The organism is Cohnella suwonensis, assembly GCF_042655365.1.
Lineage (GTDB): Bacteria > Bacillota > Bacilli > Paenibacillales > Paenibacillaceae > Cohnella > Cohnella suwonensis.
In genome coordinates, this window is sequence record NZ_JBHSMH010000007.1 from 90114 (window position 1) to 104832 (window position 14719).

Below are 14719 nucleotides of genomic sequence, written 5' to 3' on the forward strand. Positions count from 1 at the left end.
ATACCCCTCATTTCAGACCGATCGGCCGATAGTCGAACAACCTGCGGACTTCCGGACGGCGAACGAGTATATTACGCAGATCGAGCAAAACGTTGCCGCTCATGCGGTACCGGATTTGTTCCAGATCCATGTGCAAGAACTGCTTCCATTCGGTCATGATGACGAGAGCATCCGCACCGGCAGCGCAATCGATTTCGTCTTTCGCGTACGTCACGCTGGACGTTACTTCTTTTAATCTTCTTTGGGCCTGCGTCATTGCCCCCGGGCAGTATGCCCGAATGATGGCGCCTTTGCGAATGAGGTTGGAAATAATATCGATGCTTGGAGCCTCTCTGATGTCGTCGGTTTCAGGCTTGAAAGAAAGCCCCAGCACCGCAATTGTTTTGCCGTGAAGATTGCCGTCGGACGATAATGCAGCGGTAATCTTGTCTACCATTCTGAGTTTCTGTTTCTCGTTCGCATCGATGGCGGCCTGGATCACGTAGGTCATCTCTCCCATACTTCTGGCCGTATAGGCAAAAGCCTTCGTATCTTTCGGGAAACAGCTTCCTCCGTAACCCGGTCCCGCCTGCAAAAAATGCGGAGAAATCCTCTCGTCCATCCCCATGGCCGCCGCGATTTCCAATACGTTCGCCCCGGCCTTTTCGGCTATCAGAGCGATTTCGTTAATGAAGGAAATTTTAACCGCCAGAAAAGCATTGGAAGCGTATTTGATCATCTCCGCGGTTTCGATATCGGTAATAACGAATGGAACTTCGGAAGATTCATAAAAAGAATATAACTTGTTCATTAGAGGGACAATATCGCGATTGTCCGTTCCAATAATGACTCGGGTTGGCCGGAGCATATCTTGGAGCGCGTTTCCTTCTCGTAGAAATTCCGGATTCGATACGAAATCGATATGGAATTCGACCCGTCTTTCCGTAAGCTTCGATCTGATCAGATCGGCAACTCGTCTTCCTGTCCCTATCGGAACCGTCGACTTGATCACGATGACTTTATTTCCGTTCATCAAGCTTCCGATTTCGCTTGCCGCTTTCAGCACTTGTTGCACATCCGCGCTTCCGTCCTCTTCCGATGGCGTTCCAACCGCAATGAAAAGGATATCCCCATGCTCCGTGGCTTGTTTGATGTCGGATGTAAACGATATTTTGTTCGCGGATATGTTTTTATGCAGCAGCGATTGAACCCCAGGCTCGTAAAAGGGGATGCTTCCGGCTTGCAAATCTTTGATCTTGTCGTTGTCCGTATCCATACAGAGGACCTCGTGTCCGAAGTCTGCGAGCACCGTTCCTTGAATCAATCCAACATAACCCGTTCCAATTACGCTGATTTTCATAGAAGATTGCTCCTACTCGGATTTATCCGGAAATTCTATAATAAACACTATGTCGTATAGTATACTCAATGTAAAATATTATATTCATCTTTCTTACATTTCACAAACAACAGCTTTATTATAAATGTTTATTAGTTTGCAGATTAACAGAATTTGTCGTTTATGCGGAAAATAATCTACAACACGGGAGGCAGTGTCAACAACATCGCCGCTAATCATGATGGCGATTGGATGGTCCATTTATTCCATTAAAAGGGCCAGAGAATACCCGTGTTGAGCGCAGGTATTTCTCTGGCGTTATTTTTCTTCGCGGCTTTAACTCAGGATACCTGAAGCGCTTTTTGCATATCGTCGCCGTTTTCCTTGGCTTTCAGTTCGGATAATAGCTTGTCGCCCTCGACATCCAGGTTCGGCAGGATGCGATCTAACCATTTCGGCAGGTGCCAAGCTTTATCGCCGAAGACCGCCATGACGGCAGGGACGAGCGCCATACGGATGATAAAAGCGTCGATAAGAATGCCTATGGCTAGCGTGAAACCGATCTGTTTGATATTGATATCCGGGCTTAGAGCGAAGCCGGCGAAGACGGACACCATAATCACGGCTGCCGCTACGACAACGCGGCTGGACTGCCCGTACCCGTGAACGACGCTATCCCTTCCCCGATGCCCATGAACATAGGCCTCGCGCATGGAACTGACAAGGAAGACCTGATAATCCATAGCAAGTCCGTAAAGAATACCGGTGACCATGATGGGCATAAAGCTGAGCATCGGACCGCCGGTATCAAAGCCTAAGAGAGAATGCAGCCATCCCCATTGGAACACCGCCGTAGAGATACCGAACGTGGCAAGGATGCTGAGAAGGAAACCGATGGTGGCTTTAATCGGGACCATAATCGACCGAAACACCAGAAGCAGGATGATTAGCGAGAGGATGACGATGATCCCGACGTAGAGAGGAAACACCTGCGCCAGCTTAGACGACATATCGATGTTGATTGCCGTAAACCCGGTTACGCCGATCGTCATATCGTAAGTCTTCGCCATGCTCGAATCGGAATCGCGCAGATCCTGTACGAGGTTTTTGGTCTCTTTGTCCGTAGGCCCCGTTTTGGGAATGAGGCTTATTATCGCCAAGTCCTCCGTTTTATTAATGAGTACTGGCGTCGCCAGCGAAACATTCTCGTGCTTCTGGAGATCAACGACTAGATTGTTCAACATTTCAGAAGTGACTTTGTTCGAGGAATCTTTGGGCTCGGCAACAAGGAGCAGCGGACCGTTGAACCCTTCGCCGAAACCGCTTGAGATGGCGTCGTAGCTCTGCCTGGCCTCCGTATCCAAGTTGGCCGTGGCGCTAGAGGGCATCCCCAGATTCATTTTGACAACCGGAATCGCCGTTGCGCCTAGTACCGCGATCGTACCGATTATGATAAGCCAACGGTACTTTACCGTCCCCTTAACCCAACGATTCGCAACCCCATGGCGGGCTTTGTTCGCATGGTTACTGTTTTTCATCCGTGCTTTCTTAGAGCAAATGCGTTCGCCTACTAAGCCAAGCAGTGCCGGCAGCAGAGTTAGGGCAATAAGTACGTTGACCAAGACGCTCGCTGCGGCGACAAGAGCCATCGTGGATAAGAACTCGATTCCAATCACGAGCAAGCCGCACAAAGCGCAAATGACCGTTAAGCCTGCGAAAAATACGGCGCTGCCGGCTGTGCCAACCGCTCTGCTCGCAGCTTCGCGAGCGCTAAGTCCTTGCTCAAGAATCATTCGGCGCTGACGATTCACGATGAATAAGGAGTAATCGATTCCGACAGCCAGACCGACCATGAGTGCCAAGGCGGGGGTGGAGCCGTTCATAGGAATGAATTTCGAGAATGCGAAAGCGCCAAGCAAGCTAATGCCGACCCCGAGGATTGCTGTCAAGAGAGGCAGGCCGGCGGCAACAACCGAGCCGAGCGTCACTAATAGGACGATGGCGGCGACAACAAGTCCGATGGCTTCCGTAAGAGTGGTTGAACTTTCGGATATAAGCGTATCGCCAGGCAAAGCCGTAATGCCGGAATCATTCTGCTGGGCTGACGTGACAGCATTCACCACGGAGTCCTTGATCGATTTGGGTATCGATTCATCCTGAACAGTGAAGTGAATTTGATAGAGCCCCACGTTCCCGTCGGAGGAGAGCGTTACGTCGGGCATAAGCGTTTCGGCCGCTGCCGCCGTTTCCGATGCGCCGGTTTCCCCGGCCAATTCGGCAGGATTCACCACGTAGTCCAGGTTGTATACGTCATGAATGGCCTTATTGATTAACGCCGAACGTTCCGGCGTATCCAGCCGTTCGCCTTTAGGTGCCGTGAACACGACGCGGGCTTCTCCGCCCGTGGCCTGCGGGAGCTCTTGCACCAATTGGTCTAATACTTTTTGTGCTTCCGTGCCCTTGATCTTCATCTCGGAACTTACATGCATACCGTTCGCACCAAATAGGGCCAGGACAATTCCAAGGATGGCGATCCAACTAACAATGAAATACCAGGGTTTGTTATAGGCCGATTTGCCCACTTTGTACAGAAATGTTGACACAGTAATGTTTCTCTCCTTTGTTTATCGAATAAGCACATCCTAGCCCCCTTTTATAAACTGAATATAAACAAGAACAAAAAACCACGATACGCATCAGCGCTCGTGGTCGGGTAAAGTAACGGTTATCATCGTGCCATGGTTGAATTGGCTGTGCACATCGATCCGGCCTTGGTGCAAAGACACGATTTTCTGTACGATCGCAAGTCCGAGACCGCTTCCCCCTTGAGAACGATTCCTTGCTTTATCGGATTTATAGAACCTGCGGAAAATACGATGGACATCCTCTTCGGCAATGCCAATGCCATTATCGGTCATTCGAACGGTCGACTCCTTATCCCGCTTCGTCAGTTCGATGGAGATGCGCCCGCCTGGAGGGGTAAATTTGATCGCATTCGTTAACAAATTCGTCCATACTTGCGCAAGTTGATCCTCATCCGCATTCACGAATACTTCCTGAAGTTCTAAATCAATGTCCAGATTTTTCTGAGACCATAACGGCTCTGCCGCGATCACCGTGCGTCTAAGCTGTTCGTCAAGACGGAAAGACTCAGGCGTGAAAGGATGATGCTCCGACTCCAGCGAAGCCAGCTTCAATAAATCTTCGCTTAAACGGGACAAGCGCTCGCTCTCGGCGGCAATGATCGACAAATACCGTTTGCGGTCGTCAGCGGGGATATCCTCTTGCAGCAAAGTGGTTGAAAATCCGCGGATGGAAGTGATCGGAGACTGGATTTCATGGGACACGTTCGATACGAACTCTTGCCTCATCTGTTCGATTTGCCTCAGTTCCCTCACCATCCGATTGAAGCTGCCCGCAAGGATGCCGAGCTCGTCTTTTTGTTTGACCTGAACTTGAGCACGGTAATCGCCTGCCGCGATTTTTTTCGTAGCCTTCGTCAACATCTTAATCGGTCTGACCAGATAGCGCGATGCGACAACGATAAGCAAGCTCCCTATGATCAAACAGACGACAAAAGCCGTCAAAGCGACTTGATCGTATCGTTGAAGGTAATTGTCCATGTTGAATTCCGTGAAAAGCGCGTAAGTCTCTCCATGAATCTTTAATGGAAGTCCGACAACATCGGCGTGTTTATAAATGCTTCCATGCAGTACTTTGTTTACATCGTCTTGCTGAATGGAGGGGATCGGATTCAGGCTCGTCAGATCGCCATGATACAAACTCAGCTTGTATTTCGATACGGCAGCCACGCTTTCGATGTAACCATGGATATCCTGGATTTGATTCTGAGTCAAATAGTTAACGATCTGCCTGCTCGCGTTTAATGAATCCGCTTGAATTTTGAAGATAAAATAGTTGGTGAATAGCAGCCTTAACACAATATAAGTAAAAATGATGCTGATCATGATAATCCCTAGAAAAGTAATGACAACCCGGAAATAGATCGTTTTCATCTTCCGTCGCCAACCTCCAGCCGATAACCTAAACCGCGGATCGTAACAATCCGGAAATCGTTCGTTATTTCCGTGAATCGCTCGCGCAGTCTATTGATATGAACGTCGACCGTACGGTCCACGCCTTGATAATCGACTCCCCATATTTGTTCGATCAACTGCTCCCGAGTGAAGATTTGTCCGGGATAGCTTGCCAGCTTGAACAGGAGTTCAAATTCTTTCAAAGGCAGTGAAATCCGTTCCTCATCGGCTGCGCCTCGTACTTTCACCTCAAGCCTGTTCCGATCCAGTTGAACGTTTCCGATCTGGATCGACTGCGACGCGGAGATCCGGTACCGCTTTAAGAGCGCTTTAACGCGCATCACCATCTCCATCGGATCAAACGGCTTGACCAAATAATCGTCGGTCCCCAATTGAAATCCTTTCATTTTATCCGCAGACTCGCTTTTGGCCGTCACCATCAAGATGGGGATATCGCGGTCCGCGCGCAAACGACGGCATAACTCGTATCCGCCCATCTCGGGCATCATGATGTCCAGTATCACCAAATCGATCGTTTGTTCTTCGAAAATCCGCAAAGCCTGCTGGCCATTTTCAGCTTCAAGTATATGAAAACCTTCTCTTCGTAAATGAACAGCGATCAATTCTCGAATAAAAGCATCGTCATCGACGATCATGAGCCTGGACATGCGTATTCCTCCGTTCGCCTTTTCTATTATGCATTCATTGAAACAAGATATCCTTTGAATGTAAACTGCATATAAACAGCACTTGACTGTCGGGCGGCATGGCTTTCGGGAAAGTCGACGTAGAGCGGATTTTCATTTTGAATGGATCTATGAACGGTAATATCAAAATCAGGTATAAAGATGCAGATATACGCGATTATTCCCTTATATTTTGGGCACTACAATAGAGATAATCAATCAAACGATTTGCGGCAGGGGGTTACGCATTGAACAAATCGAAAATATGGTTTGACAGGCCAGCTGATCGCTGGGAAGAAGCGATTCCGATCGGCAACGGAACGCTGGGCGGCATGGTATTCGGGAAAGTCGACATAGAGCGGATCCAACTCAACGAAGACAGTCTATGGTATGGCGGGCCGATGGACCGGAACAATCCCGACGCGCTTGAACATTTGAATGAAATTCGGGAGCTTGTTTTCGCGGGCCGGATCCGAGAGGCGGAGGGCCTGGCGGCGAGAGTTCTAATCGGCGTGCCGGACGGACAGCGACATTATGAGCCTGTGGGCGATTTATACTTGGATAGCGGCTTGTCCGATGCGAACGTCGAAGCTTACCGGAGAGAATTGGATCTCGAGCAAGGCATCGTTCGCGTCACCTATTCCGCCGATCGGGCTACATACCTTCGTGAGTTCTTCTCTAGCTACCCTGACCAAGTCATGGCGGTTCGTCTGACATCGAGCCTGCAGGGCAGCCTATCCTTCTCGATGTTATTCGGCAGGGGATCGGTATTGGAGCCGACCCCGTGGTCGGATATCCTGAAGCACCCGGTCGGATTTCATGCATACCTGGACCGGATCGGGACGAATGCGCAGGGGGACATGATCATTCGCGGCCGAAGCGGCGGCGAGGGAGGGATTCGCTTCTGTTGCGCCATTCGGATGGTGGTCGAGGGTGGCCGGCTTGTAGATACCGGACGGCAGCTACGCGTGGAACAAGCGGATGCCGCGACCATCCTGGTCGCGGCTTGCACGGATTTCCGGGTATCGAAGGAGGATATGGAAGCCGAGTGCGTCCGAAGGTTGGATCGCGCCGCGGCCAAATCTTACGAGCAGTTGCGGGCGGATCACATCAGCGACTACCGCTCCTTGATCGGCCGAGTGGAGTTGTCTTTGCAAGGCAACGATGCCGTCCATTCTTTATCGGAGCTTCCGACGGATCTGCGCCTAGAGAGAATCCGGGCCGGATCTGAAGACCCTGATCTTGTCGGTCTGTATTTCCAGTTCGGCCGGTATTTGCTTATCTCCTCCAGCCGCCCAGGATCATTGCCGGCAAACCTTCAAGGGATCTGGAACAAGGATATGCTGCCGATCTGGGATAGCAAATATACGATCAACATCAATACGCAGATGAACTATTGGCCTGCGGAAAGCTGCAATCTGTCCGAATGCCACGGTCCGCTGTTCGATTTTATCGAGAGACTTCGCGTTCGGGGAAGGGAAACGGCCGAGGTCATGTACGGCTGCCGGGGGTTCGTGGCCCATCACAATTCCGATATTTGGGCGGATACGGCTCCTCAGGATGTTTGCATCACATCTACCTTCTGGACAATGGGGGCCGCCTGGCTATGCTTGCATCTGTGGGATCACTACGAGTATGGAAGAGACGTCGAGTTTCTCCGGCAAGCGTACGGAACGATGAAAGATGCGGCTCTCTTCCTTCTCGATTTCTTGGTAGAAGATCCGCAAGATCAACTGGTGACCTGCCCTTCCTCGTCGCCCGAGAACCGGTACGTCCTTCCGAACGGGGAGTCGGGAGCTCTGTGTTATGGTCCTTCCATGGACAGCCAGATCATTCGGGAACTCTTCGGTCATTGCATCAAGAGCAGTGAAATCCTGCAGGAGGATCTCGAATTCGCAGAGACGCTACGCAAAGCGCTGGAGCGGGTTCCGCAACCCGCCATCGGAAAATATGGCCAGATCCAGGAATGGAGCATCGACTACGAGGAGCTGGAACCGGGCCACCGGCATATCTCGCATTTGTTCGCGCTGCACCCCGGCACCCAGATCGCGATGAAGACGACGCCGGAACTCGCCGTCGCAGCCAGAACGACGCTGGAGCGAAGGCTGAAGCATGGAGGCGGACACACCGGTTGGAGCCGGGCGTGGATACTGAACATGTGGGCGAGGTTGGAGGAGGCGGAACTCGCCCATGACAACTTGATGGAGTTGCTTCGCTCATCGACGCTGCCGAACTTGTTCTGCGACCATCCTCCTTTTCAGATCGACGGGAATTTCGGCGGGACGGCAGGCATCGCGGAAATGCTGCTGCAAAGCCACTCGGGAGAGATTCATCTGCTTCCGGCGCTGCCAGGCGCGTGGCCCCACGGGCGAGTTCGCGGTTTGAAGGCGCGGGGGGGATTCGAGGTCGATATCGAATGGAGAGACGGACGACTGCTAAGCGGAACGATCCGCGCTGTTCGTCAGGGAAGCTGCGCAGTATCCTATCAAGGGAAAACGATTGAACTGGCGTTTTCTGAACCAGGTTTGCCCATTCGCGTTGAGGCAAATCATTGGAAGGTATAATAACGGACAACTAAGAAATCAATCCGAGCGGATCATGCTCGGATTTTTTGCGAGCAGCCCATCGGTTGGCGTGAACATCGTCTTCTTCTCGTTAGCTGGCAAGGTATTATTCTGTTTTTCGCATGGTGACCTCGATATTCAGAAGCCTTGTTTTCGTAACCATGCCTCCGCTTTCCAACGTTCTCTTAGAGGCTTCGTTATAGTACCAGCAGCCGCTTATAGGTATGATGCCGTGACGATGGCACCATTCTCGTAACTGTACGATTACGGTTTTCCCTACCCCTTGATTTCTATAAGCGTTATTAGTGAACATTCCTATACTGGCTAGCCCATCGAACATTTTGGACTTTCCGACCACTCCAATCCCAAGCAAGACCTTGTCTCTGTAATAGACGAATAACTCCCTTCTTGCAATCCACCGATCATAGTCGTCGAGAAAGTCCTCGCATACTTGTCGTATCTCTTGAAGATCGTCTGTCGTCGCAAGGTGAAATATTTCGCCATCCCTTAACCCCGTCGTCGAAGCGTTCGCTTGGCTATCCTGAAAAAAGTAAGCTTGTTTTTTTATTGCAAAGTCTTGATCCATGGCTAAGCTAATTAATAATTCATCGCAGGTCGGAACGAAAAGAAAATTGACCGTATGACGTTCAAGCGCCTGAAGGAACAATTTCTGAGCGTGCATTTGATAGGAGCGGCGGATATAAAACTGAGTAAGCAGTTCGTTGTTATGTATCGCAAAATAGCCGACATCTAACGAATCGTTTTGAATCAAGTAAAAAGTCGACGAAAGAATATGATCCTCTAAAAAGGAATCGAAAGGCGAAGATAACCCTTGAAGATATTCCTCGACTAGATGTTGTATCTCAGCGATCGTGCATTCTTTTACTATCATCCCTTCAACCTCCTTGCAAGAGTTGAATTTCATTCATGTCCAGATTTTAGCATATCCACTTCGCGATCAAAAATTGCTGCTGGGCGCATAAAAAAGATGAGACCCGCTTCGGAGTCCCATCTTTGTACAATCGCGCGCTAAGCGCAGGAGTGTTTCTGCTTCTAGCACCCACCGCCAAGGCGGCTGGGGCTTTAACCCTCCCGCCGTTCTCGTTTGGATACCCCTTTTTCCTTTATACCTTTTGAGTTAAAGAAAAATATTTTTATTACAATACAAGCAAGGGCCAACACAATAAACAGCAAGCCGCTCCATATGGTCCCTTTCACGCCTAAAAAATCAATAAACATCCCGCCTGCTGCCGAACCGATGAACACGCCAAGATTGATGAAAGAAATATACAGTCCAGTAGCAAATTCAGGTGCTTCCGGAGCCTCGGATGTTAACCATATCTGCGTTATAATGAGTCCGCTGGTATGAACCGATCCCCACAAGACCATGATCAAAATAATAGGTACTATAGACGACGTTTCTCCTAAGTAAAGCAAAAAGTAAGAGAGCGCTAATACGATCGGTTGGAACACAGTCGTTCTCGCCATATTGATTCCAATCAGTCTCCCCGCGAGCAAGTTGCCAGCCACCCCCCCGACACCGAATACGACAAGCATGATACTGACGGTCTCTCCGCTCATACCCATCACTTGTTTCAAATATTCGGCAGAATAACTATAGACTGAAAACATTGCCGCAAATATAAAAGTTGCAGCGCCAATATTGATCCAAATGGGGATTTTACGCAATATACCGAGCTGCTTCCCATAAGTTACTTTCTCCGCTTTCGGCGTTTTCGGAAGCATGATGGCGATCCCGATACCAGCAGCGATGTTGACAAGGGTACAGAATAGAAAAGCGGCCTCGAATGAGAATTGATGCTGGATATAGGTTGTTATCGGAATTCCAAGCACCATGCCCATGCTGGTCCCGACAAATGCTTTGGCGGAAGCTTGCGTCGCTTTTTCCTTAGCATACAGTGAAATAGCCGTGACAAAAGCCAAAGAAAAATAGACGGGATGGAACAAAGCCGGTATCATGCGAAGCGCCAGCAAAACATAAAAATTCGGAGCGTAAGCTGACAATAAACTGCTCCCGGAAAAAATGAACAAACATGTCATCAACACATTTTTGCGGTTAAGTTTGGAAAATAGCAATACCATAAAGGGACCAAACAACGCGATGACAATCGCAAACGCGCCAACGAGCATCCCGGCCTGAGATGTACTGATGCTGTAGCGTTCAATTATTGCTGGCAGTATCCCGACAACGCCAAATTCAATGGTGTATACGCCAAATAAACCCAGTGCAATGAAAAATATAGGGTTAATGGTCTTTTTACCAGAACTGGATTGAACCAACCTCTCCACTCCCTTGTATAAAAGAGCCTGGTCCGGATCATACCGTACTAGGCTCTTATGCTCGTACCTTATGGCTTGATTCCGTCATATACAGCTTTGCAGAGATCAACGGTAAACTGGCCCGACATGCCTTCCAGCGCGGTATTGGTAAACGCCACAACGCTGAGCTCCCGCTCAGGATCAACGAACCACGAATGGCCATAGGTGCCGCCCATACGCCAGGTGCCCGGTGATTCCGGCGTGCCTGCGGCGACAGGATCCTTAAGCAGCGTAAATCCCAGACCGAATCCTCTGCCCGGCCAATAAGCCATCGGCAGATCGCCGATCTGGTTGGTCGTCATCTCGCGAACCAGACTCTCCGGCAGCAGGGGCGATCCTCCCTTACGCAATGTTTCCAATAGCCGCAAAAAGTCGCCGGCGCTCCCGACCATGCCGGCTCCACCGGAAGGAAAAGCCGATTCGTCAAGGGCCCGGCCGGGGGCAAGCCTGAAGCCCGCCGTGCCTTCCAAGAATGCCAGACTGTCGGGATCATGCATAGGCCTCGGCATTGGAACATCATTCGCATAGGCTGTAGTCAGCCGCTCCGGGTCAACGGCAGTAAACCCCGTGTCATTCATGCCAATCGGTTTTAGTACCAATGAATGAATGGCTTCTTGAAGCGGCATTTCAGTAACCTTGGCGATTACGGCGCCGAGCACATCTGTCGCGATCGAATATTTCCATTGGGTGCCTGGCGTGTAAAGGAGCGGAACTGAGGCAATACGGCACAGGTTCTCTTCTAATGTAATACCGGCCTGGTCCATCCCATCCGATACCCCTGCACGGTGATAGGGACCATTCTCTTCCTGAAAGAAACGGTAAGTTAGCCCCGCCGTGTGGGTCATTAAATGTCGAATCGTGAGCTCCGCTATTTCGCCATTTGGCAAACGCGGCTGAAAGTATGGAAGCCATCGATCAATGCGGTCGTCCAGTTGGAGCCGACCTTGCGATACGAGTACCAAGGCAGCCGTTGATACGATTGGCTTCGATACGGAGGCAAGCCTAAACAAGGCATTTTCTTGCATCGGCTTGTTCCTCTCACGGTCAGAAAAACCGGCAACACGGTTATAAACCAGCACTCCGTCTACCGCCACCTTAACAATAGCGCCAGCCAGCCGATTATCGGCAAGAGTACGCTCGATGACTTTATCTATGCTATTATCCAAATTCTTACTCAATTTTCTTCATCCTTTCTCAACAGTTAAAGCCTTGATTACTTTACTATTGTAAGTTTATTATAATAATTAAGTTGGGTGATTTACATCAAGCATTCAAGTTATATCTATCCTAGAACAAAGAAAAACGAGTTAGTTGATAAGGAAATCCTTAAATTTAAAGGAGCCGATTTCGATGGACCATACTGATAAGCAAATCCTATACTATCTTCAAAGTCAGGCAAGAATTTCAATGACGGAATTAGGCAAGTGTGTCGGTTTATCGCAACCCGCAGTAACGGAGAGAGTAAGACGCTTGGAGGAAAAAGGAATCATCGAGGAGTACCGCACTATGATTTCCCCTGAAAAAATCGGGAAACACGCAGCGGCCTACATCCTGTTTCGTACAAGGGATTGTCATGCATTCCTTGATTTTTGCCGTTCATCTCCTGATGTTGTCGAATGCTACCGCATAAGCGGAGAACACAACTACTTATTGAAAGTAACGACCGACTCCACACGCTCTCTCGAAGAGTTCGGAAACCAATGCGATAAATATGGAACTTACACGATCCTCATCGTGATGTCATCGCCAATCGAACATAAATTACTAATACCTTCGCTTGTAGCGACAAGCGTACTTGCCGAGTCAGAATAATCTCGCTTGCCAACACAAAAAGGAATCCGGCAACAATCCGGATTCCTGGCAGCAAAGATTATTTAACTTGGCCTTATCAGATCACCGTCTGCACAAAGGGGAAACAAGATAGCCCTCCCGGGCAACATTCCGCGCCCAGTAGGTAGCTTAAGCGTAATTTTTCTCCTCACTTATGATACGGTTCAGCATAACACTCTAAAGGCGAATAATAAGGGAATTAAGCATAGTTGGCCAAACCATAGCCCCTACTCGCCGGAGGTCGGCTTCCAACGCGTCAAGCGTCTCTCCAAGTAAACTAACGAGTAATTAAAAATTAGTCCCAGCGCCGAGATAGAGATAATGCCGGCGAACATATCCGCAATGAGAAAGTTATACTGAGTGTACTGAATCAAGAAACCGAGCCCGGATTTCGCGCCGACCATCTCTGCGGCCACCAGCACGACGAGCGAATTGGCCCCGGCCAGCCGAATGCCGACAAAAATCGTTGGAATCGATGCGGGCAAGATCACTTTGCGAAATAGCCGGAATGAAGTTAACCCCATCGAACGCGCGGATTTAATCAAGAGCGGATCTACGTTCCTTACGCCGCTGATCGTGTTAAGCAATAGCGGGAAGGTGCTTGCATACAGCACGATGACAATCTTCGACGTCTCGCCAAGACCCAGCAACAGGATAAAGACAGGAAGCAGGGCAAGCGCGGCCGTATTCCGCAGGGTCTCGAATAACGGATTCAGATACTCCGACACGGGCTTCCACCAACCGATCGCAAGCCCCAGCGGAACGCCGATCAGGATAGCAAGGAAAAATCCGCTAAGGGAGCGCGTTACGCTGGCAATGGTGTGCTCCGCCAAGTCGCCGGAAAGCAGCAACTGCCACCAGGCCTTCGCGACTTCGGAGAACGGGGGAAAAAAGACCCTGTCTACGAGCCCTAATCGCGGGGCAACTTCCCAAAGCGCAAGAGCGGCAATAATCACGATCGTATTTTTGAATAACTTACGAGCTTTCGCTAGTGTCCAGCCTGCGAGATCGAAGCTTTTTTTCTCGCGAAGAATAAGCGCGGTTTCACTTAAGCTTCCGTTAGCCATCGACCGTCACCCCTTTTAAGGAAGATCTTCCGACTGGAACCCCGTCCAAGCTCTTGCTCTTTTCCTGCTTCTGCGCTCTGCTGACTTCATCCTTCAGCAAACCCCAGATTTCATGACGCAGTCTGGCGAATTCCGGCTCTGACCGCAGATCTTCCTCCGTACTTCGCGATTCAAAAGGAATCTCTACGACCTGCTTGATTCGTCCCGGTCGAGAGGTCATTACGGCCACACGCTGCCCGAGATAAACGGCTTCGTCGATGCCATGCGTAATGAAAATAATCGTTTTTTTCGTGGCTTCCCAAATACGCAATAACTCGCTCTGCAGCGTCTCGCGCGTCTGTGCATCCAGCGCGGCAAACGGTTCATCCATCAGCAGCACTTCGGGGTCGTAAGCCAGACTTCTGGCAATCGCTACGCGCTGTCTCATGCCTCCGGATAGTTCATGCGGATATCGGTGCTCAAATCCGGTTAAACCGACCAGTTCGATGAACTCCTTCGCAATCTGCCTTCGCTCTTTGCGGCCTACGCCTTTGGCCTCCAGGCCGAACTCCACGTTCGCGAGCGTTGTTTTCCAAGGAAAAAGCGCATATTGCTGGAACACGATACCGCGGTCGAGGTTCGGCCCCTTAATCGGCTTGCCGTCCAATAAAATCTGGCCGCTGTCAGGCTTCGTCAGACCAGCCAACAAATCAAGCAACGTCGATTTGCCGCACCCGCTCGGCCCGACGATCACCATGAACTCGCCGGGGTTTACGTCCAGATTGATATCCTGCAATGCCGACATCGGCTTCGAGGCTTCGTTAAGGTGATTTAAATTTCTGTTAATCCGAAACGATTTGTGCACATTCTGGATGCTGATTTTCGCGGTCATTCCTCC

At 50.1% G+C, this 14719-nt stretch carries 11 protein-coding genes; 2 read left to right on the top strand and 9 right to left on the bottom strand.

The window, feature by feature from the left end; translation table 11 throughout:
• Window positions 1–7: 7 nt before the first annotated feature.
• From ACFPPD_RS05270 to ACFPPD_RS05285, 4 genes are all read right to left on the bottom strand, one after another.
• Window positions 8–1339 (bottom strand): UDP-glucose dehydrogenase family protein, encoded by a 1332-nt coding sequence (locus ACFPPD_RS05270; protein ID WP_209746494.1) that lies wholly within the window; start codon window positions 1337–1339, stop codon window positions 8–10.
• Between the two features lie 320 nt (window positions 1340–1659).
• Complete coding sequence (locus tag ACFPPD_RS05275) at window positions 1660–3921, bottom strand: MMPL family transporter (protein WP_209746496.1); 2262 nt, start codon at window positions 3919–3921, stop codon at window positions 1660–1662.
• A gap of 93 nt (window positions 3922–4014) precedes the next feature.
• The gene (locus tag ACFPPD_RS05280) at window positions 4015–5334 is read right to left on the bottom strand and encodes a sensor histidine kinase (protein WP_209746498.1); all 1320 of its coding nucleotides are present in this window, start codon (window positions 5332–5334) and stop codon (window positions 4015–4017) included.
• The gene (locus ACFPPD_RS05285; RefSeq protein ID WP_209746500.1) at window positions 5331–6023 is read right to left on the bottom strand and encodes a response regulator transcription factor; all 693 of its coding nucleotides are present in this window, start codon (window positions 6021–6023) and stop codon (window positions 5331–5333) included. Before ACFPPD_RS05285 ends, ACFPPD_RS05280 begins: the two co-directional genes overlap by 4 nt.
• Window positions 6024–6289: 266 nt before the next feature.
• Here ACFPPD_RS05285 and ACFPPD_RS05290 point away from each other — a divergent pair, with 266 nt between their 5' ends.
• The gene (locus tag ACFPPD_RS05290; protein WP_209746502.1) at window positions 6290–8605 is read left to right on the top strand and encodes a glycoside hydrolase family 95 protein; all 2316 of its coding nucleotides are present in this window, start codon (window positions 6290–6292) and stop codon (window positions 8603–8605) included.
• Between the two features lie 106 nt (window positions 8606–8711).
• On the opposite strand, the gene ACFPPD_RS05295 is transcribed toward ACFPPD_RS05290, so the two are convergent.
• From ACFPPD_RS05295 to ACFPPD_RS05305, 3 genes are all read right to left on the bottom strand, one after another.
• On the bottom strand, window positions 8712–9497 hold the full coding sequence (locus tag ACFPPD_RS05295; RefSeq protein WP_209746505.1) for a GNAT family N-acetyltransferase: 786 nt from the start codon (window positions 9495–9497) through the stop codon (window positions 8712–8714).
• Between the two features lie 191 nt (window positions 9498–9688).
• Complete coding sequence (locus tag ACFPPD_RS05300; protein WP_209746507.1) at window positions 9689–10906, bottom strand: MFS transporter; 1218 nt, start codon at window positions 10904–10906, stop codon at window positions 9689–9691.
• 68 nt (window positions 10907–10974) lie between these two features.
• Window positions 10975–12123: a serine hydrolase domain-containing protein gene (locus tag ACFPPD_RS05305; protein ID WP_209746509.1), complete on the bottom strand. Its 1149-nt coding sequence runs from the start codon at window positions 12121–12123 to the stop codon at window positions 10975–10977.
• A 172-nt stretch (window positions 12124–12295) separates the two neighbouring features.
• Between ACFPPD_RS05305 and ACFPPD_RS05310 the strand changes: the two genes are divergently transcribed.
• Window positions 12296–12757 carry an Lrp/AsnC family transcriptional regulator gene (locus ACFPPD_RS05310; protein WP_209746511.1) on the top strand — a complete coding sequence of 154 codons (462 nt, stop codon included), beginning with the start codon at window positions 12296–12298 and terminating at the stop codon, window positions 12755–12757.
• A 245-nt stretch (window positions 12758–13002) separates the two neighbouring features.
• Here ACFPPD_RS05310 and ACFPPD_RS05315 read toward each other — a convergent pair whose 3' ends face one another.
• Both ACFPPD_RS05315 and ACFPPD_RS05320 read right to left on the bottom strand, forming a co-directional pair.
• The gene (locus ACFPPD_RS05315; protein ID WP_209746514.1) at window positions 13003–13842 is read right to left on the bottom strand and encodes an ABC transporter permease; all 840 of its coding nucleotides are present in this window, start codon (window positions 13840–13842) and stop codon (window positions 13003–13005) included.
• Complete coding sequence (locus ACFPPD_RS05320) at window positions 13835–14713, bottom strand: ABC transporter ATP-binding protein (protein WP_209746517.1); 879 nt, start codon at window positions 14711–14713, stop codon at window positions 13835–13837. Before ACFPPD_RS05320 ends, ACFPPD_RS05315 begins: the two co-directional genes overlap by 8 nt.
• Between the last annotated feature and the right edge of the window lie 6 nt (window positions 14714–14719).

Bases quoted from the DNA above. Each gene is read 5' to 3' on its own strand.
- ACFPPD_RS05270 (WP_209746494.1), bottom strand. From the start codon at position 1,339: ATGAAAATCAGCGTAATTGGAACGGGTTATGTTGGATTGATTCAAGGA.
- ACFPPD_RS05280 (WP_209746498.1), bottom strand. From the start codon at position 5,334: ATGAAAACGATCTATTTCCGGGTTGTCATTACTTTTCTAGGGATTATC.
- ACFPPD_RS05285 (WP_209746500.1), bottom strand. From the start codon at position 6,023: ATGTCCAGGCTCATGATCGTCGATGACGATGCTTTTATTCGAGAATTG.
- ACFPPD_RS05295 (WP_209746505.1), bottom strand. From the start codon at position 9,497: ATGATAGTAAAAGAATGCACGATCGCTGAGATACAACATCTAGTCGAG.
- ACFPPD_RS05310 (WP_209746511.1), top strand. From the start codon at position 12,296: ATGGACCATACTGATAAGCAAATCCTATACTATCTTCAAAGTCAGGCA.
- ACFPPD_RS05315 (WP_209746514.1), bottom strand. From the start codon at position 13,842: ATGGCTAACGGAAGCTTAAGTGAAACCGCGCTTATTCTTCGCGAGAAA.
- ACFPPD_RS05320 (WP_209746517.1), bottom strand. From the start codon at position 14,713: ATGACCGCGAAAATCAGCATCCAGAATGTGCACAAATCGTTTCGGATT.